This is a genomic window from Pseudorhodoplanes sp., assembly GCF_059499825.1.
Genome location: NZ_JCABZI010000005.1, coordinates 129,581 through 148,599 on the forward strand (window position 1 = coordinate 129,581; position 19,019 = coordinate 148,599).

Below are 19,019 nucleotides of genomic sequence, written 5' to 3' on the forward strand. Positions count from 1 at the left end.
GCTATCCCGTCCCCGCCGGCACGACACCCGCATCGCGCGCCGCGTTGCGGATGATCTCAGCACATTCTTCCGGCCGCTCTTCATGGGCGAGATGGCCGAGCCCCGACAGCGTCACGATCTTCGATTGCGGCAGCATTTCATGCACGCGCTCGGCCTGCGACGGCGGAATGGTGCGGTCCTGCGAGCCCACGACCAACGTCAGCGGCACCTTCAGCCGCGGCAGCGCCGCTGCGAAGGAACGCAGGTCCCAGTTCGCCATCATGCCCAGCGCAGCAGCCACATGCGCCGGATTGCTGGCGAGGCGGCGGTAGAGTTCGATGCCACGCGCGTCGAGCGTCGAGCCCGTCTGCTCGATCATGCGCTCGATCGCCTGCGGATCGCGCGCGCGCCGGGAGAACAATTCGGAGACGAAGGGCATCACGGTGAGCAGCTTCGCAAGCGGAGCAAAAATCTGACCGGCCATTCCGCCAAGCGGCAGCAGCGCGCCGTTGAGACTGACAATCGCGCGCGGCGTGATCTGGCGCGACAATGTCATCTGGATCGCCACCGCCGCCCCCGCCGAATGCCCGACAGCAACGTCGGGCGCGATGTCGAGTTCGCGCAGCACGCCCGTGATCGCGCGCGCCATCCCGGGAAGCGAGAGAAACTCGCTCGGCGGCGCCTGCGTGAATCCCTGGCCGGGCAGATCGGGGGCGACAACGGTAAAGCCGGAGGCGAGCAACGGCATGAGTCGCGCCCAGGAATGCGTGCTCGCACCGGTGCCGTGAAGCAGCAACAGCGCCGGCCCCTCGCCCATGACCTGGACGTGCCACTGCATTCCACTGGCGCGGACGAAGCGGCTCGCCTCACGGTTCGGCCAGTCATGCCCGTAGCGCTCCCAATTCAAGCTCGATCGCATCCCTCACGATTCTCACGCGCGCAACCGCGACAGCGCCGCACGATCGAGCCCTAGCGCTTCGATCGCGGTCGCAACGATTCCGCGGCTGTCGAGCCCTGCGGTCGCGTACATCGCCGCCGGGCTGTCCTGATCGATGAAGATGTCCGGCAGCACCATGCTGCGGATCTTCAACCCGTGATCGAGCGCACCATGCCGGGCCAGAAGCTGCAGCACATGCGCGCCGAAGCCGCCCGCGGCGCCCTCCTCGATCGTGATCAGCACTTCGTGCTCGCGCGCCAGCCGCAGGACCAGATCGGTATCGATCGGCTTGGCAAAGCGTGCATCGGCGATCGTGACCGAGAGCCCGGCGCGCGCCAGTTCAGCCGCGGCCTTTCGGCATTCCGCAAGGCGGGTGCCGAGCGAAAGAAGTGCGATCGTCGTGCCTTCGCTGACGATCCGGCCGCGACCGATCTCCAGCGGCACGCCGGCCTCGGGCATGGCGACACCCTCGCCGTCGCCGCGCGGATAGCGCAACGCGAGCGGTCCGTCGTCATGGGCAGCGGCGGTCGCGACCATATGCACAAGCTCCGCCTCGTCGGCGGCCGCCATGATGACGAAGCCCGGCAGGCAGCCGAGATAGGCAAGATCGAACGATCCGGCATGTGTCGGACCATCGGCGCCGACCAACCCTGCGCGATCGAGCGCAAACCGCACCGGCAGTTTCTGGATCGCGACATCGTGCACGATCTGGTCGTAAGCGCGCTGCAGGAAGGTCGAATAGATCGCCGCAAACGGCTTCATGCCGTCGGCGGCGAGCCCGGCGGCAAAGGTCACGGCATGCTGCTCGGCGATGCCGACATCGAAGAAGCGCTTCGGAAATGCTTTTTGAAACATGTCGAGGCCGGTGCCGGCCGGCATCGCCGCGGTGATGCCGACGATGCGGTCGTCCTTCGCGGCCTCCTTGACGAGACTTTCGCCGAAGACCTTGGTGTAGGATGGCGCATGGCTCTGCGCCTTGGCCTGCTTGCCTGTCACGACGTCGAACTTCACGACGCCGTGGTACTTGTCGGCCGCGGCTTCGGCCGGTGCGTAGCCCTTGCCCTTCTGCGTCACCACATGAATGAGGATCGGACCGTTCGGCGCATCGCGCACATTCTTCAGCACCGGCAGCAGGTGGGCGAAATCGTGGCCGTCGATCGGGCCGATATAATAAAAGCCGAGTTCCTCGAACAGCGATCCGCCGGTCCAGAAGTTGCGCGCGAAGGCTTCGGTCCGGGCGGCCTGTCCGGCGAAATAGCTCGGGAAGGTTTTCGAGATGCGCTTGAGCGCCTCGCGAACCGACAGGTAGGTGCGCCCCGATATCGCGCGCGCAAGATAGGCCGACATCGCACCAACGGGCGGCGCGATCGACATGTCGTTGTCGTTGAGAATGACGATCAGCCGAGAATCCATCGCGCCGGCATTGTTCATGGCTTCATAAGCCATGCCGGCCGACATCGCGCCGTCGCCAATGACGGCGACGACGTTGCGTTTCTCGCCCTGCAGATCGCGGGCAACCGCCATGCCGAGCCCGGCGGAAATCGACGTCGACGAATGCGCGGCGCCGAACGGGTCGTATTCGCTCTCCGCGCGCTTGGTGAAGCCTGACAGCCCACCGCCCTGGCGAAGCGTGCGAATGCGATCGCGCCGTCCGGTCAGAATCTTGTGCGGATAGGCCTGATGGCCGACGTCCCAGATCAACCGGTCGTGCGGCGTATCGAACACATAATGAAGCGCGACCGTCAGTTCGACCACGCCGAGCCCGGCACCGAGATGACCACCGGTCACCGCCACCGCACGGATCAACTCGTCGCGCACATCGTCCGCGACCTGACGCAGGTCGCCTTCCTGCAAACTTCGCAGATCCTCCGGGATATCGATCCGGTCCAGCAGCCGTGAAAAGTCGCTCCGGTCAGACATGTCTGCCGTGATCGCTTCCGCCGCCGCTAAGGCCCGGCCGCGATCTCCCTGTTCGAAGGCCAACTATCAGCCAACCTCGTCAGGGATGACTATAACGTCTGACACAAATAGTGTCACTCTAAATTGACACTAGTTCCGATCGGGATGACGCTGCACCGCAGCATCCTCGCGCCTGGCGTATAGAGCCTTCACCTGCGCGAGGCCGACAAAGCCTGCGCCGCCGAGCCGGATAGCATCCGCCGGTCCGAGTGGGGCATCCGGCTCGCCGAGTTCGCTCAGGCAGATATCCGCACGTGAAAAATCCTGCGAGCGGGTCCAGCGGCTGGGGGTCGCGATCGTGAAAATTCCGGCCGCTTTCGCCGCCAGTACGCCATTGGTTGAGTCCTCGAAGGCGACGCAGCGCTCGGGCGGCACATCGAGCATCGATGCCGCCAGCAGATAGATGTCGGGTGCAGGCTTTTTCCGGGACACACGATCGGCGGACACAAAGGCCCGGATATCCAACGCGCCTTCCCGTCCGAGCACCGACAGTATCAGGGGCTGCATGTTGGCCGATGCCGAAGTCGCGACCACGCCGATCCGCAATCCTGCCTGCCGCGCCTCGCCCATCAGCCGCCGCACACCCGAACGCAGCTTGGCTGCGTTGTCCGACAGCATCTCTCCGTAAATGCGAGTCTTCTCGCGATGCACGGCCGGAACGACGGCATGAAGCGCGAGCTTCTGCTCCTGCGAGAGCGGCGCGCCGTCGATGAAATGCCTGATGCGATCCGCGCCGCCGGACACGCTGAGAAGCTTCTCATACAGATCGGGTTTCCAGTCGAAACCGAGTTCGAATTCGAGAAAGGCCTGATTGAACGCGCGGCGATGCAGTTCGTCGGTATCAACAAAGGTCCCGTCCAGATCGAATATGAGCGCTTCGAGTGCCATCGCGGCCTCCGGTTGTAAAAGAAGTCACTCCCTGCCGAAGATGCGGCGTTCAGATTCACTGCACCGTTATGTTACGCGCGAGAAATGCCTCATAGCGCCGCATGAAGTCCTGACGCATTTCGAAATGCGGCAAGGCGCCAGTCTGCATCCGCTCAATGGTCCAGTTCGGTCTGGCCGCAAATTCCTTCAGTCCGCTGTAGTCCACGAAATCGCCGCGCACGCCGTGCGCAACGAAGACCGGCATGGCGAGCGAGCGATAGATCCGCGTGATGTCCTTGCTGAACAGATAGCCGGAAACGAATCGATAGGGCGCGTGGCGCGCGCCGGGCTGGTGCGTTGTCAGGTAATCGTAGTCCAGCAGATCTTCGTCGATCTCCACCCTGCCATAGGTCTTTTTCAGGAAAAAGCGGATGCTCGTGCGCGAGCTCAGCAGATCGAAGAAGCCTTTGCTCCAGATCGGATTGCGAAAGAACGCGTAGAGCCACGGCATGCCCCGCGTCGTGCCAGGCGCGTCATCATATGGCCCGCGGCTGTCCATTCCGGTCGGGCTGATCAGACCCAGTGTGCGATACTGCTCCGGCCGCTCCGCCGCCGCGCGTGCCAGAAATTCGGTGCCGAGAGACAACGCGATCGCGTCGATCGGCTTGTCACCATGCTCCGAGCGAATGCGTCCGGCCATTGCGTGAACCGCATCGGTCATCATGCGCGGGTCGTAAGGCCGGTCCGACCGGTCGGAAAATCCGAAACCCGGAAGATCGATTGCATAGACGGCGCGCTTCGATCGGAAGTGATCGTAAACCGGCTTCATTTCGTAGGCCGAACCGGCGGCATTAATGCTGTGGACCAGAAGCAGCGGAGCCGCATCCGGCTCGCCGTCCCGATAATAACTAAGCGGGCCGACAGGCGACGAAAGCGCGATGCGTTGTCCGGTCAGGGCGTTCGGCAAGTCAGGCGTCATTCAAACCCTCGGGGATCGTAAGAAAAGTCATCGTATCACACAGTGCAGCGGCATGCTCACACGGCCATGACGCTTGTGCCGGCGCGTCTTCATGTTGCGAGAAACGCCCTGACCGGCACCAGCGACTGCGCCGGCGCTTCCTCATGCGGCACGTGACCCAGCGCGGGAAACGTCACGACCTTGGCCTGCGGCATTTCGCGGACATAATCCGCTGCATTGCCGACCGGAATCATCTTGTCCCGGTCGCCCCAGATCAGCAGGACCGGAACCTGAATCCGACGCAGCAACGGTACGGGGTCCCGCAAGATTGTCTGCTCCATTCGCGCAATCAGCGCGTTCCGGCTGCCGGGCGCCAGCATGAGTTCATAATAGCGATCGACGGTGCCATCGGTCAGCAGGGACGGATCGCCATAAGCTTTCGCCAGGCTCGAGCGGACCATCGACTTTGGCAAGATGTAGCGCATGACATGCGCCATGGCCGGCACATCGGGCTTCTTGTCATACGAGAAACCTCTGCTCGCAAAGCCATCGGGGGAAATCAGCACAAGCTTTGTCACCCGCTCCGGATGATGCGCCGCGAAATTCCAGGCAATGCGCCCGCCGATCGAGTTGCCAACGAGAGCCGCCCTGGCAACGCCGAGATGATCCATCAGAGCCAGAATGAGATCCATCGTGCGCTGATCGTCATATCGCCCTGTTGGATCAGGCTCCGACAAGCCGGACCCCGGCAAGTCGAGTCGTATCACGCGATATTCGTTCTGAAGCGCCTCGGCCCATGGCTCCCAGGTGTGCAGGCTGGACCCGAAGCCATGCAGCATGATCACCGATGGCGCGGATTTCGCACCACTGTCCCGAACATGGAGGCGAACATTCTCCACGCTTACGATGTCCGCAGCCGACGCCTGGTATTTGCTCTGCAACGCAGCTCTTGGACGGTCCGGAGTCCACAGCCACACACCAATGATCGCGCCAGCGACCACGAGCAGGCAGAGCGTTGAGACGATTGCAAGTTTCAATCACGCGCCTCGCTCGATCAGCCGACGGGTATGACGGAGGCAACCGAATGACGCGACCGAGAGCAACGCCGCGTCCCGTTGGACGCTGACGTTCACTTTGATGTCCATCAATGCGCCTGCGAACGATCCTTCTATCGTCTCAAAAAAAATATCGAGGAGCACGGCTTTGGGAGAATGACTTGGGCGAATACCAAACGAAACCTCAGCGATGCGAAGCTCACCGCTGGAATGAATCGGAGATGCCGGACGTCTGGCCAAGCTGGCTTCGCCTGGCGATATCCGACACCAGGCATCGCCTCTCCGGGCAGGTGAGACATCATGACGGCCGGCTTCGGATAACGACCGCGTACGGACAAGTGACGGTCGAAGATGGCGACTGGATCGTCTATTGGTCGGGCTCAAGACAGGAGCTCGAGGTCTTTTCACCTGAAGACTTCCAGAGAAAGTTCGATCCGGTAGTCTACCGGGATGACAGCGAAAATCCGCACAACAAGAATGCAGAACAGGCATTGCGCGATATTCACGCGCGCCGCCCGAAATAGCCGATTGTCCCCCTAGGCACGGCAAAAACCTTTTGCGGATATCCGCGCTCCGTGCATTCAACAAGCCATTTGGACATTCCGACAGCACAGCCTTGCTCACCCATCACAGAGCTGAACGCACGGCGTGCGACAGAGTTGCGGCATCGGCACGGGGCAATGGCAGATAGCGCGCGTGCATTTCCTCTGCGAGCCGCCGCGACGCCGGATGCGGCTGCTGGGATGTATCGATCAGCAACGCGCTGATTCCGGTCGATCGCAGGTTCCGCGCAGCTGCCAGCGCATCGGCCTCCGCACGCTCGCGGCCGGAACCACCGTCGCGCGCAATATTGCCGCGCCCATCGGTGAGAATGACAAGAAGCGGCGTCTGGCCGCGCCGGATTGCCAATTGTCCGGTGAGACAGGCCTGGTCGAGGCCGGTCGCCAGCGGCGTGGCGCCGCCCGCCGGCAATTCGGCAAGCGAGCGCTTGGCGCGCGTCAGCGAGCGCGTCGGCGGCAGCAGAAGGTCGGCACCCTGTCCCCGAAAAGCCAGCAGCGCGACCTGATCGCGGCGCACATAGCAGTCGGCAAGCAGCAATTCGACAGCGCCCTTGGCTTCGGCGAGACGATGAAATGCGGAAGACCCGGACGCATCGACGAGAAATATCGTCAGCGTTTCGGAAGGCTGCTTGAAGCGAACGATGCGGAAATCGTCGCGCCGTACCTGCACGCGAGAGCCCGATCCACCGCCGCGCAGGCGTTGCCACGGCGCGGCAGCCTTCAAGGTCTCGACGAGATTGAGCCGAACGCCCGGCTTGAGATCGCCTGCCCGGGTCCCCGCCGGCCGCCCGCGCCGCAGCGATGCGCGAAGATTGGCCGACCGGCCGCCATTCATGCTGCGTGTCCGGCTGACATTGGGTTGCCCCAGCCGCTCCAGCAGACCGGGCGGAATGGCCGCCCGCACAGCCTCCAGCACCATCTCGCGTTCGGCGTCGGGCCGCTCGGCGTTATCTGTTTCGCTTTGCTCGTTATTGTCCTCTGGCGGCGGCGGTGTTTCGTCTTCCTGCTGCGGAGCGGGGATGATGGTTGCGCGCGGCGCGAGCACCAGTCTCGCGGCAACGCCCGCATCCTCCGCAGAAACGGCCATGCGGCCGTTCAGTGCCGCATGGATCCGCGCCACCCGGAGCGCAAAGGTCCAGGCGCGGCTCGAGTCCACACCGAATACGGCCGCCGCCTCGGCGAGAGCGCCCATCATGCGTTCGTCGACATGAACATGCTGCACGCGGCCGCGGGCAGCCTCGATGGTCTCGCGATCGAACGGCATCGAGCCAAGATCGGACAAACCGTCGATCGCAGTGAACAGCGCCAGGCGGTCGAGCAGCGCGGCAGGCGCGCCTTCATCGGCGCCGATCCCTTCATCGAGCAGAAGCAGGCCAAGGCTGCAGGCAACCCGCTCGGTCAGCCCCTCCCGTTCGATGACAATGCCGCCGCCATCGAGCGCTGCGCCAAGCCGTGCAGCCAAGGACGCCGATATGCGCTCCGCCGACGGAATCATGATCACGCCGCCATCGCATTCCGCCAGCACGCCGCGAGCCAGCACAGGGCGGCCCGACCGCAGCGTCGCCGCAAGGTCGAGCCCGCCCAGCAGCCGATCGTCATCGATCGAAGGCGGAATTTTCCGAACCGGCATGTCCGGACGCATCATCGCCCGGATCGCCGCAATGAAGTGGCCGCGACCCTCGCTGGCTGGCGACCGAACGACGAGGCCACCAAGCGAAGCCGGATCGACAGCAAAAATGCATGCGGCCAACGCCGCATCGTTGCAGACGGGCGCGGCTTGCGCTCTCATGCCTCAAACATATCGGCCATGACGCGATCGATCCGCGCCGTCGAGCCGACTTCGTCGAGCGGATCGCGGCGTAGCCGATGACGCAATGCGATCGGTGCAGCACGCCGGAGTTGATCGTCGCCGACGCTTTTCTGTCCGTCGAGACTGGCGATGGCGCGTGCCGCGCGGATCAGGGTCAGTTCTCCACGCAAACCGTCGGTACCGAGATCCATGCACAGCCGTGCTGTGCGCTCGCGCGCCTGGTCGCTGATGGTGACCGACGAAAGCCGTGCGCGCGCCGCTTGCAGCGACCGGCGAACCGCTTCATCCTTCTTGACCCATTTCTGCATGAACGCAGCCGGCGCCTGGTCGAATTCGTCGCGACGTCGGACCACTTCGATGCGGGTCGCGATATCGGACGGGGTCCGGACTTCGACCGAAAGCCCGAAGCGATCAAGCAATTGCGGGCGCAACTCCCCTTCTTCCGGATTTCCGGTCCCGATCAGGACGAATCGTGCGGGATGCCGCACGCTCAGTCCTTCGCGCTCGACCACGTTCTCGCCCGAAGCGGCGACGTCGAGCAACAGGTCGACGATGTGGTCCTCCAGCAGGTTGACCTCGTCGATATAAAGAAAGCCGCGATGCGCGCGTGCGAGCAGCCCCGGTTCGAACGCCTTCACGCCCTGGCTCAGCGCGCGCTCCAGATCGAGCGCACCGACCACGCGATCCTCGGTGACACCCAGCGGCAAATCGACCACCGGCACGGGCGCGAGTTTGCTCTTGTGCGGCCCCTGGCGTGCACGCTCCTGACACTCCGCGCATCCCGAACCGTTGGCGCCGGGATCGCACTGATATCGGCAGCCCACCACAACGCGCATTTTGGGTAACAGCGCTGCAAGCGCCCGAACCGCCGTCGATTTGCCAGTGCCGCGATCGCCAAAAACCAGCACGCCGCCGATCGACGGATCGACCGCCGCGATCAGAAGCGCGAGCTTCATCTCATCCTGACCGACGATCGCTGAGAATGGGAATACCGGTCGCATCGCTAGCTCCGGTCCGATGCCGGCTGCGCGCGTCGCGTCTCCAGGCAAAAGCGTCTCAGCTTTGCCGAGTGGTCCCGGACGTATTCGGCATGCAGGTCCATGCCGCATCATAAATAGGTGACAAAAGAAGTGTCAATTCAAATTGACACTTCTTTGTTGATCACTGTTCGGGTTTTACTGCCGCGGCGCCTTCTGCTCGCCGGCCGAATCCCCCTGCCCGGTGGTCGAAGTGGTCGGCGGCGGCGTGGTATCGGTCGGCGCGACGCGATCGGGCGCGACGGGTTTTTCGGCCTGAATCGACATTTCGCCGCCGCTTGCGGTCTGGGTATTGCTCTCGCGCGTGTTATAGCCAAACGCAAGCAGCCCCATGGCGACCAGCGCAACGGCCGCGAGACCGAGGATTTCGGTTAGGCCGCCGCCAGTCGAGCGATCGGTCGGCATGCGCGAAGTGTCATGATTCATTGACAGCCTCCTTGTGTGTGATTTGGAGGCTTAAGTCGGCGCCTGCGATTTCGTTCCGCGTGGCCGGTCTGCGAGCCACGCTGGGCCACGCGCGCGGGCCATCCTCATGCGAGAGAGGGTGTCGTGCAACACAGATTGGACTCAGCTGAAAGGCTCAGCTCGATCTCCTGCGAGCAAGAGCTGCGGGACCTGGGTGAGGTGCCAGCGGGAATCCACCCGATCGAAAACCCACACCATGTCGAAGCGATCCTCCGGCCAATCCGGCACCGCCGCGGTCTCGGGTACGAGAAGCCTTGCCATCGGCGGAATATTTTCGTGCTCCCATGCCACTAACGCAGTGCCATCGACGCTCGTCACTTTGGTGATCAACGCCTTGAGTTCGTCTTTTCGCAGCGAATCATCAATGCCTGCCGCAGGCTTGAGATGGGCCGCAAGCGGAGCGATCGTCTGATAGGGACGCTTGCTGTGAGCGTCTCTCTTCAAATTTGCCTTCGCGGCAAAGAGATGTTTGGGCCGGCCAAGCGGCGGGGACGGGTCATGATCGCGAGGTGCGAAGAACCGAACAAGCGCCCCGGCCCGCTGCCAGCCCTGTGGTGTCAGCGACTCCGCGTCGGGCTCTCCATTCGCGTCAACGCCCTTTGGCCCTCGATGCACAGGCTTCTCCGCGTGTCGAATGACCATAATTTTGTTCGTCGGCATGTTGCGATCGCATCTCTTCTGCCGCGCGCAGTTGCCCGCTTGCTGTCTAGCTGCGCGATAGCGGTAAATTTTGCCTTACGCCGGTCATCAAAGCGCCGCTACCGATGCCGGCTCGATCAATTCACACCGTTCGCTCAGTTCGACAAAACGACCGACGTTAAGCGATCTTGCGCTTTGGCCGGTCACGGACGCTGAATTCGACGTCCAGTATCGTCAGGAATTGCGATATCGTCGTCGGCAGGTAGCGGCCGGCCAGCACGCCGAAATCCATCGAACATTGATTCAGCGCACGATCGGCCAGCGGGATCGATACCACCTCGCCCTGCCGGAGTTCGCGCTGAAAGGAGTTCCCGGGCAGAAATGTCACCCCCGCGCCGGAGCGCGCGAATCCACGCAGGGCCTCGATAGAGTTCGTCTCGAGTGCGGGGACAAGCGATTCACCGATCCGCCGACACTGCTCGTCGATCAACCGCCTGATGCCGAAGCCGCTTTCCGGCACGGCAATCGGCATCGACAGAACTTCCCTGAGTGCAACCTTCTGCCGGCCCGCCAGCGGATTGTCCGGATGGACCAGCGCCATCAGCGGATCGCGAAACCGGCGCACGAACCGAACCGCGGCATCCGGCTGCGCGTGAAACGACACGCCAATGTCCACTCTGTTGTCGCGAACCGCCGCGACCACATGGTCCGTGCCTAGCGTGATGAGATTGAAGCGAATCCCCGGATGCCGGATCCGGAATTTCGCGATCACGCTTGTGATGCTGTCGGCAACCACCCCTTCGACCGTCGCAATTCGGATCACGCCGCGCCGAAGACCGCGCAATTCCTCGAGATCGGAGCGCATGCGCTCGGATTCGAGCGCGACGGCCTGGGCGTAGCGGGCATAGACCTCGCCGGCAGCGGTCAGCGCCATGCCGCGGGGACGCCGCTCGAACAACGGAACGCCCAGCTCGGTTTCCAGATTCTGGATCTGGCGGCTCAGCGCCGACGGTACGACATTGAGGCGCGCGCTCGCCACGCGGATCGAGCCGCTCCGGACCACTTCCAGGAAATAGCGTGTCGGCGCCTGTGACATCACGGCTCCATCAACCGTTCTATATATACGAACAGTATCGGTCGAACGATCCTGCCGGAAACGGCGTCAGCCAGAATAGCCCGCGATAGCACGGCTGCCTAATGCGTTGCCAGAACCAGAACGCACAGGCCGATTCTTTGCGCTTGTGGGTATGTCCGCGGGCGCACAATCTGGCGCAGCCGAATTTTCGCTGCTTGCCGTCTCAAGGGAGTTCGTCATGACACGACATCGCCGTTCGCTCGTCGCCGCCCTCGCCTTCGCGGGCGCCCTAGCCGGAGGATCGGCCGCGCAGGCCCAGGACGTCATCAAGATCGGGGCGCCGCTTCCGTTGACCGGTCCACTCTCGCCGGAAGGCAGCAAGCAGCAGCGCGGCAATAATCTGTGGGCCGAAACGGTCAACGCGAAAGGCGGCATCAAGGCCGGCGGCAAGACCTACAAGGTCGAGATCGTTTACGTCGATTACGCCTCCAACACCCCCCGCGCCGTACAATCGGCTGAGCGCTTGATCACGGAAGACAAGGTCAACTTCCTGTTCTCGCCGTTCGGATCGGGAGCGGCCAAGGCAGCCTCCAGCGTTTCGGAAAAATACGGCATTCCGACCATCGCTGCGACCGCCTCATCGGAGCAGGTCTACGATCAGGGCTACAAATATCTGTTCGGCACATTCACACCCAACCAGACCCTGACCGAGCCGCTGGCCGATCTGGTCACGGCCAAGGACAAGGCGATCAAACGGGTTGCTATCCTGGCGCGTAACGACCTGTTCCCACTCGCGATTGCACAGGAAATGGAGAAGTCCGCCAAGAGCCGGGGCCTGGACGTCGTCACCTTCGAGCGCTACGCGATCGGCGCCCTCGACCACGGTGCCGCCATCACCCAGATGCGCGCCGCGCGGCCGGACTGGGTTTTCGCGACCGGGTACATCAACGACCTGATCCTGATCCGCAAGCAGATGAACGATCTCGGGCTGCGACCGCCCGTTGTCACCATGATCGCAGGTCCGGCCTATCGCGAATTCGTCGATGCTGCGGGTCCGCTCGCCGACAACGTGTCGAGCGCGGCCTGGTGGCATCCGGCGGTGCGATATAACGGCAAGGACGTGTTCGGCACGACCGAGGCCTTCAACAAATTGTGGGATGAAAAGTACAAGGCAGAAGCGGACTATTCAGAAGCCTCGGCCGCGGCCGCGGGCGCAGTCCTGCAACTCGCGATCGAGAAGGCCGATTCGATCGATCCCAAGAAGGTTCGCGACGCCCTCGCGGAGCTCGATGTCGAGACCTTCTTTGGCAAGATAAAGTTCGGACCGACCGGCCAGGTTCATTCGCTCGAGCCTCCGGTTTTCCAGATCCAGGGCGGCAAGCCGGTCGTCATCCATCCGGCCGCAATCAAGCAGGGCGATTTCCGCTTCAGCGGGAAATAGCCGCAGGCGCGGACGCGGCAACTCTATGCCGCGTCCTCTTTTGCCAACAGACAATGCTACTGGGCGCCCGCGGGTAATCGGTCATGATTTATGCGCAGATACTGGCGAACGGCCTTGTGCTGGGCGGGCTTTATGCCTGCATCGCAGTGGGCTTTTCGCTGGTCTGGGGTGTTCTCAACGTCATCAACATCCTGCACGGGACCTTCATCGTGCTCGGATCCTATGTCGCGCTGTTCGCCTATAATTACGGCGGCATCCATCCGTTCGTCTCGATCATCATCGCGGGTGGCGCGCTCTATGTCGTGGGCTATGCGATCCAGAAAGGGCTGATCAACCGCGTCATCACCGCGCCGGTCCTGATCACGCTGACTCTCACCTTCGGTCTCGATCTGCTCCTCAACAACGCGATGCTGGTCGCGTTCACGGCCGACTATCGCAAGATCAATCTCGCCCATCCTCTGGGTACGTTCGAACTGGGTCCGATCTTCCTGCCAGGCGATCGCGTTGCCGCCATGGCGCTGGCCGTTCTGTTGACGCTTCTCCTGTATTGGCTCCTGCGCAATACCAGGATCGGGCGCGCGATCGTGGCGGTCCGCATGGATCGCGACGCTGCGGCGCTCATGGGCGTCGATGTCGGCAGGGTCAACGCCATCACCTTTGGGATCGGCGCGCTGATGGCCGGCGCTGCCGGCGCATTGCTCAGCATCGTTTATCCGATCTCACCTCTTAACTCGACGCTGTTTCTGGGCAAGGCGTTCGTGGTCTGCGTGCTCGGCGGGCTTGGCAGCGTGCCGGGCGCGCTGATCGGCGGGTTGGTGCTCGGCATCATCGAAAGCCTCGGCTCGTACTGGTTCGGCCCCGAGCATGCGGTAACAATTTCGTTCGCGCTGTTGCTGGTTCTCCTGTTCGTCCGCCCCAGCGGTCTGCTCGGCAAGCGGGGCTACGAATGAGAAACTGGCTGATCCTCGCAGCCGCGACCGTCGTGTTCGCTGCGCTCGCCCTGAGTGGCAACAATTACGTGCTCCGCCTTGCAACGATCGTCTGCATGTATGCGGCGCTGGCACAATCGTGGAATTTCATCGGCGGCATGACGGGCTACCCGTCTTTCGCCACCGCTGCGTTCTTCGGCCTCGGAGCCTACACCTCGGGGGTGCTGCAGAATTACGGCGTGCCGATGATCGCGGGCTGGGGCCTCGCCGGTCTCGCGGCAGTGGTTTTCGCCGGCTTCATCGGTGGCGCAATCCTGCATCTGCGCGGGCATTATTTTGCAATAGGTAGCCTGATCATCGCCGAGATGCTGCGTGAGATCGTCAACACCACGCCGGATTTGACCGGCGGCGGCATGGGACTGAATCTGCCGATCCTGAAACTGTCGGTCACCGCGCAGGCGCAGATCTTCTTTCTCGTCATGCTGGCGCTCGCGGTGGCCGCGACCGCGACGGCCATCGTCGTGCAGAACAGCAAACTCGGATTCGGCCTGCGTTGTATCCAGCAGAACGAGGACGCCGCAAACATCCTCGGCGTCAATACCTACGCTTACAAGACCGCCGCGTTCATGCTGTCCGCCGTCTATGTCGGTATCGCCGGCGCCGTCTATGCCTCCTGGGTCAACTATATCGAGCCGCCCGACGTGTTCGACATTCTGCTGGCCGTCAAACCGCTGGTAATGGTGCTGCTCGGCGGAATCGGCACGATCTTCGGTCCCGTGCTCGGCGCGATCGTGCTGCTGGCATTCGAAGAATTGGTCTGGCGAATCTTCCTGACCGTCCACGCGGCGGCACTCGGAATTATCATCATTGTGCTGGTGTTGTTCCTGCCGAACGGTTTGCTGTCGCTGATCCGGGACAAGTGGTCCCGCCGCGGGGTCGGGTCGTGACGGCGCTGCTGGAACTGAAGAATGTGTCGCGCCGTTTCGGCGGCCTGAATGCCGTCAACGACGTGACTCTAACGGTCGTAGAAGGTGAGATCCTCGGACTGATCGGACCGAATGGAGCCGGGAAAACGACCCTGATCAACCTGATCACCGCGGTACATCCGGCGACCGCCGGACGCGTATTCTTCGACGGGCGCGATATCACCCGGATGCGGCCCCACCAGATCGCGCGGCTCGGGCTCGCTCGCACCTTCCAGATCGTGCAGCCATTCCCGAAAATGACGGTGCTGGAAAACGTCGCCGCGGGCGCATTGTTCGCGGGCAACGCGCACAGTCTTGCCGACGCCCATGCGCAGGCCCGCGATCATCTCCAATTCACCGGCCTCGCCGGCTCCGCGGACAAGTCCGCCGCCACGCTGACGCTGGCACAGCGCAAGCGCCTCGAGCTGGCCAAGGGCCTCGCCATGAAGCCGCGTCTCCTAATGCTGGATGAGGTCAATGCGGGGCTGAACCCGTCCGAGATCGACGATGCGCTGGCGATGATCCGCAAGGTTGCGGAGCGCGGAGTCACTATCGTCGTAATCGAGCATCTGATGAAGGTCGTGATGTCGATCTCGCAACGCATCGCGGTGTTGCATCATGGCCAGCTGATCGCGGACGGCGAACCGAATGCGGTCTTGCGCGATCCCAAGGTGATCGAAGCCTATCTCGGCTCGAAATTCGCCGCCGCTCACGCTGGAGGCGCCGCATGAGCGAAACGCCGAAGCTTCTCGTCTCCCATCTGCAGGCCGGTTACGGCGACGTACAGGTGCTGTGGGATATCTCGATCGAGGTCAAGGCCGGCGAGCTTGTCTGCCTCATCGGCTCGAATGGCGCCGGCAAGACCACCCTGTTGCGCTGCCTGTCAGGCGTGCTGGGCACAACGTCCGGGACCATCGCCGTGGATGGCCGCGACATGACGAACGCGCCGTCGGCAGCGCTGGTTCATGCCGGCATCGCGCATGTGCCGGAAGGCCGCCGTCTGTTCTCGGCGATGAGCGTGCGCGACAACCTTCTCATGGGCGCGTATCTGCGCGACGACAAGGACGCGATCGCCGCGGACCTCGAGCGTGTGTACGCGATGTTTCCGATCCTCGCGGACCGACGGCGGCAGGACGCCGGAACCATGTCCGGCGGCGAACAGCAGATGTGCGCGATCGGCCGTGGTCTGATGGCCGCGCCGAGCCTTCTGATGATCGATGAATTGTCGCTCGGCCTCGCGCCGCGCCCCGTCGAACTGCTGATCGAGCGGTTGCGCGAGATAAATCGCAGCGGCGTTGCGATCCTGCTTGTCGAGCAGGATGTGGTGACTGCGCTCGAACTGGCGGATCGGGGCTACGTCATCAACCGAGGCCAGGTCAGCATGTCCGGCGCCTCGCAAACGCTGCTCGCAGACCCGACGATCCGCGAAGCCTATATGGGCCTGTGATCTCGCCTTATCGACTTGTGCATGCTGGAGACTGAGTGAATGGGAACGATCGATTTCGAGCCGGGCGGCTATCGTTTCATCAAGGGGCCGTTTCAATATTCGGCCGGTGTCGCAGCCCTGCCGGGCTTCCGGCTGGTGCGCGTCATGTTTCAGAATCCGGTGCCACTCGATGACGGCTTTGCGCGGATCGAAACCATCCTCAAGGCTGCCGGCCGGCCACTGACATCGTTCGCGGCTTGCGAATTGCGGTCGCCGGCGCCGTTCAGCGAAGACGGGTTCAAGACCTTCAACCAGCTCTATGTCGGCACTTTGTCGCGCTGGGGCATCTTCGATGGCACCACCAACCCGGTCGCGCGCAGCAATGTCTGTCCGGAACTGCACAAGCCCGCGACCCCGTCGTTTCACGCTTTCACCTTCACCGAGCCGGGCGACTCCCCGGTCAAATCGGTCGTTGTCGCCGGCAGCGGCGAGGCGGAGGAAGGTCATGCGAGCTATCGCGAGAAGGTCATCCGGCTCGGCGATCTGAGCGCCGATGGCCTGCGCGAAAAGGCGCGCTGGGTTCTGGGCGAGATGGAACGCCGGCTCGGCCTGCTCGGCGCCACGTGGGCGGATACGACGGCGGCGCAGGTCTATACCGTGCACGACCTGCACCCCTTCCTCGGCAGCGAAATCGTGAGGCGCGGCGCCGCGCGCTGCGGGCTGACCTGGCATTTCTGTCGGCCGCCGGTTGTCGATCTGGAATACGAGATGGACTGCCGCTGCGTCTCCGAAGAGCGCGTCGTGTAGCAGGCGAGACCCCGCTGGTGTTCACCGCGCCGGCGCAATGGGCCACGTAAACGGATGTTCCGCGACGGACGCCGGCGCGCGGGCGCCGTCCGTCCGAATGGTCTGGAATCATGTGACTCGAGACCCTATCTTTGATGTGTGCAGTATAACCGCCGAAACGTCTTGATCATCGCTGCTGCCCTGTCGGCTGGCATTGGAAGGGCGCGAGCCAAACCCATGGATCCGCAGTCGACGATCATCGACGACCTGAGCCGCGATCCGCCGCTCTCCACCATCGGCTCCCGCTGGCAATTGATCAGCGACCGCGTGATGGGAGGCGTATCCAACGGCAAGATGGTGGCGGGCCGGCCGGCGATCCGCATGCGCGGCGACGTGAGCCTCGAGAACAATGGCGGCTTTGTTCAGATTGCGCTGGATCTGTCGCCCGAAGGCGATGCCGTCGATGCCAGCGCCTGGCGAGGCATGGAACTCGATGTGTTCGGAAATGGCGAGGATTATGGCGTGCACCTGCGCACCCAGGATCTCGACCGGCCGTGGCAATCCTACCGCCAGAGCTTTCGGGCAGAGCCGCACTGGCAGACCATTCAATTGCCTTTTCAGGATTTCGTGCCGCATCGAACCGACATCCCGCTTAATCTGGGTCGGCTGAGGCGTCTCGGCATCGTTGCGATCGGTCGCGCATTTTCGGCCGATGTGGCCGTCGGCGGCTTGCGATACATACGGTAAACATCACCGGCGCGGTGACCAAACTGCGCGCCGCGGGCGTCGCACGGGCCAGACAGCCTTCGGAGTTCCAGGCACCCACTTGAACGGTCCGGATCGTCGGTTGACACGATCGCCGCGCAAGCAAGGCGGTTTCAGCGGCCGCTCTCGGAAAGGTGAGCGCGCCGTTTTGTATCTTTTCGTAACGGCGCCCGTATCTTGACCGAAGACATCAGCAGGTCGGCCACAGTGCCGAAACGGAAGCGCGAATGATGGTGAAACGCTCAATTGCTGGACTATTTCTGTTGGCGGCTCTTGCGATGGCAGGGGCGGCCTACGCGCAATCTCCGGCACCCGCCAAGACCGAAAAGGCGACCGTTGCGGGTGGCTGCTTCTGGTGCGTGGAAGCGGATTTCGACAAGGTCGAGGGCGTTATCTCGACGACCTCCGGCTATATCGGCGGCAAGACCGCGAAACCCGACTATCGTCAGGTCTCCTCGGGTGGCACCGGCCATGCGGAGGCGGTCGAGATCGTTTTCGATCCCGCCAAGGTTTCATACGAGAAGCTGCTGCAGGTGTTCTGGCGCAACATCGATCCGGTCGCGAAGAACCGGCAATTCTGCGATTCAGGCGACATGTATCGCAGCGCGATCTTCTTTCACGGAAACGAGCAGCGGACACTTGCGGAGAAATCCAAGAAGGACATCGAAGCGTCGGGACAATTCACTCAGCCGATCGTCACCGAAATCACCGCCGCCAGCACGTTTTATCCGGCTGAAGACTATCACCAGGATTACCACCTGAAGAATCCCAGAAAGTATTCCTTCTATCGTTGGAATTGCGGGCGCGATCAGCGTCTCGAGCAGATCTGGGGCAAGAAAACGAACTGATGGAGGCCGACATGACCAATCGCAGAACCATTGTCGGCGTGATCGCTGCCGCCGGCGCCGCGCTGTTTGGATTGCGCTGGATGAACGACGAGGAGGCGATGGCCGAGACCAAGACCTTCGAGGTCACAAAAACCGCGGAACAATGGAAGCGGCAGCTGACCCCCAACCAGTACAATGTGCTGCGCAATCACGGCACCGAACGGCCGGGTACGTCGCCGCTCAACCAGGAGAAACGCAAGGGTGTTTTTGCCTGTGCCGGATGTGACCTGCCGCTATTCTCGTCGGACACGAAGTACGAAAGCGGCACCGGCTGGCCGAGTTTCTGGCAGCCTCTGCCGAACGCCGTCGGCACCAAGAGCGATCGTTCGATGCTGATGAACCGGACCGAGGTCCATTGCCATCGCTGCGGCGGGCATCTGGGTCATGTGTTCGAGGACGGCCCGAAGCCGACCGGCCTGCGCTATTGCATGAACGGCGTGGCCATGACCTTCAAACCCGCCAGCGCCGCCTGACGCGGG

At 62.9% G+C, this 19,019-nt stretch carries 20 protein-coding genes; 10 read left to right on the plus strand and 10 right to left on the minus strand.

Features of this window, described 5'->3' with window-relative positions:
* Nucleotide 1 precedes the first annotated feature (1 nt).
* The 5 genes from bchO to AC5I5I_RS07730 all read right to left on the minus strand — a co-directional run bounded on the left by bchO (nucleotide 2) and on the right by AC5I5I_RS07730 (nucleotide 5,737).
* Complete coding sequence (gene bchO / locus AC5I5I_RS07710; RefSeq protein WP_495971582.1) at nucleotides 2-898, minus strand: alpha/beta fold hydrolase BchO; 897 nt, start codon at nucleotides 896-898, stop codon at nucleotides 2-4.
* A gap of 12 nt (nucleotides 899-910) precedes the next feature.
* Nucleotides 911-2,836: a 1-deoxy-D-xylulose-5-phosphate synthase gene (gene dxs / locus AC5I5I_RS07715; RefSeq protein WP_495971584.1), complete on the minus strand. Its 1,926-nt coding sequence runs from the start codon at nucleotides 2,834-2,836 to the stop codon at nucleotides 911-913.
* A gap of 129 nt (nucleotides 2,837-2,965) precedes the next feature.
* A complete protein-coding gene (locus AC5I5I_RS07720) occupies nucleotides 2,966-3,763 on the minus strand; it encodes an HAD-IA family hydrolase (RefSeq protein ID WP_495971586.1) in 798 nt (265 codons plus the stop codon).
* A gap of 55 nt (nucleotides 3,764-3,818) precedes the next feature.
* Complete coding sequence (locus tag AC5I5I_RS07725) at nucleotides 3,819-4,721, minus strand: alpha/beta fold hydrolase (protein ID WP_495971588.1); 903 nt, start codon at nucleotides 4,719-4,721, stop codon at nucleotides 3,819-3,821.
* 89 nt (nucleotides 4,722-4,810) lie between these two features.
* Complete coding sequence (locus AC5I5I_RS07730) at nucleotides 4,811-5,737, minus strand: alpha/beta fold hydrolase (protein ID WP_495971590.1); 927 nt, start codon at nucleotides 5,735-5,737, stop codon at nucleotides 4,811-4,813.
* 179 nt (nucleotides 5,738-5,916) lie between these two features.
* On the opposite strand from AC5I5I_RS07730, the gene AC5I5I_RS07735 reads away from it, so the two are divergent.
* Nucleotides 5,917-6,279: a hypothetical protein gene (locus AC5I5I_RS07735; protein ID WP_495971592.1), complete on the plus strand. Its 363-nt coding sequence runs from the start codon at nucleotides 5,917-5,919 to the stop codon at nucleotides 6,277-6,279.
* A 103-nt stretch (nucleotides 6,280-6,382) separates the two neighbouring features.
* Here the strand turns inward: AC5I5I_RS07735 and AC5I5I_RS07740 are convergent, their stop codons facing one another.
* The 5 genes from AC5I5I_RS07740 to AC5I5I_RS07760 all read right to left on the minus strand — a co-directional run bounded on the left by AC5I5I_RS07740 (nucleotide 6,383) and on the right by AC5I5I_RS07760 (nucleotide 11,362).
* Nucleotides 6,383-8,104 carry a magnesium chelatase subunit D gene (locus AC5I5I_RS07740; protein ID WP_495971594.1) on the minus strand — a complete coding sequence of 574 codons (1,722 nt, stop codon included), beginning with the start codon at nucleotides 8,102-8,104 and terminating at the stop codon, nucleotides 6,383-6,385.
* On the minus strand, nucleotides 8,101-9,126 hold the full coding sequence (bchI, locus tag AC5I5I_RS07745; RefSeq protein WP_495971596.1) for a magnesium chelatase ATPase subunit I: 1,026 nt from the start codon (nucleotides 9,124-9,126) through the stop codon (nucleotides 8,101-8,103). Before bchI ends, AC5I5I_RS07740 begins: the two co-directional genes overlap by 4 nt.
* A 174-nt stretch (nucleotides 9,127-9,300) precedes the next feature.
* The gene (locus tag AC5I5I_RS07750) at nucleotides 9,301-9,588 is read right to left on the minus strand and encodes a hypothetical protein (RefSeq protein ID WP_495971598.1); all 288 of its coding nucleotides are present in this window, start codon (nucleotides 9,586-9,588) and stop codon (nucleotides 9,301-9,303) included.
* A 141-nt stretch (nucleotides 9,589-9,729) separates the two neighbouring features.
* The gene (locus AC5I5I_RS07755; protein ID WP_495971600.1) at nucleotides 9,730-10,287 is read right to left on the minus strand and encodes a histidine phosphatase family protein; all 558 of its coding nucleotides are present in this window, start codon (nucleotides 10,285-10,287) and stop codon (nucleotides 9,730-9,732) included.
* 157 nt (nucleotides 10,288-10,444) lie between these two features.
* A complete protein-coding gene (locus tag AC5I5I_RS07760; RefSeq protein ID WP_495971602.1) occupies nucleotides 10,445-11,362 on the minus strand; it encodes a LysR family transcriptional regulator in 918 nt (305 codons plus the stop codon).
* A gap of 217 nt (nucleotides 11,363-11,579) precedes the next feature.
* Here AC5I5I_RS07760 and AC5I5I_RS07765 point away from each other — a divergent pair, with 217 nt between their 5' ends.
* The 9 genes from AC5I5I_RS07765 (at nucleotide 11,580) to msrB (ending at nucleotide 19,013) form a co-directional block, all read left to right on the plus strand.
* Nucleotides 11,580-12,782, plus strand: coding sequence for an amino acid ABC transporter substrate-binding protein (locus AC5I5I_RS07765; RefSeq protein ID WP_495971604.1), 1,203 nt, complete (start codon nucleotides 11,580-11,582; stop codon nucleotides 12,780-12,782).
* An 83-nt stretch (nucleotides 12,783-12,865) separates the two neighbouring features.
* Nucleotides 12,866-13,732: a branched-chain amino acid ABC transporter permease gene (locus tag AC5I5I_RS07770; protein ID WP_495971606.1), complete on the plus strand. Its 867-nt coding sequence runs from the start codon at nucleotides 12,866-12,868 to the stop codon at nucleotides 13,730-13,732.
* Nucleotides 13,729-14,658 (plus strand): branched-chain amino acid ABC transporter permease, encoded by a 930-nt coding sequence (locus AC5I5I_RS07775; RefSeq protein WP_495971608.1) that lies wholly within the window; start codon nucleotides 13,729-13,731, stop codon nucleotides 14,656-14,658. Before AC5I5I_RS07770 ends, AC5I5I_RS07775 begins: the two co-directional genes overlap by 4 nt.
* A complete protein-coding gene (locus AC5I5I_RS07780; RefSeq protein WP_495971610.1) occupies nucleotides 14,655-15,407 on the plus strand; it encodes an ABC transporter ATP-binding protein in 753 nt (250 codons plus the stop codon). The genes AC5I5I_RS07775 and AC5I5I_RS07780 overlap by 4 nt, the downstream gene beginning before the upstream one ends.
* Complete coding sequence (locus AC5I5I_RS07785; protein ID WP_495765087.1) at nucleotides 15,404-16,123, plus strand: ABC transporter ATP-binding protein; 720 nt, start codon at nucleotides 15,404-15,406, stop codon at nucleotides 16,121-16,123. Before AC5I5I_RS07780 ends, AC5I5I_RS07785 begins: the two co-directional genes overlap by 4 nt.
* Before the next feature lie 39 nt (nucleotides 16,124-16,162).
* The gene (gene cnbZ / locus AC5I5I_RS07790) at nucleotides 16,163-16,909 is read left to right on the plus strand and encodes a 2-amino-5-chloromuconate deaminase CnbZ (protein ID WP_495971613.1); all 747 of its coding nucleotides are present in this window, start codon (nucleotides 16,163-16,165) and stop codon (nucleotides 16,907-16,909) included.
* A 216-nt stretch (nucleotides 16,910-17,125) separates the two neighbouring features.
* On the plus strand, nucleotides 17,126-17,635 hold the full coding sequence (locus AC5I5I_RS07795) for a CIA30 family protein (RefSeq protein ID WP_495765089.1): 510 nt from the start codon (nucleotides 17,126-17,128) through the stop codon (nucleotides 17,633-17,635).
* A 296-nt stretch (nucleotides 17,636-17,931) separates the two neighbouring features.
* A complete protein-coding gene (gene msrA, locus AC5I5I_RS07800; RefSeq protein WP_495971615.1) occupies nucleotides 17,932-18,501 on the plus strand; it encodes a peptide-methionine (S)-S-oxide reductase MsrA in 570 nt (189 codons plus the stop codon).
* Between the two features lie 11 nt (nucleotides 18,502-18,512).
* Nucleotides 18,513-19,013 carry a peptide-methionine (R)-S-oxide reductase MsrB gene (msrB, locus tag AC5I5I_RS07805; protein ID WP_495971617.1) on the plus strand — a complete coding sequence of 167 codons (501 nt, stop codon included), beginning with the start codon at nucleotides 18,513-18,515 and terminating at the stop codon, nucleotides 19,011-19,013.
* Nucleotides 19,014-19,019 lie beyond the last annotated feature (6 nt).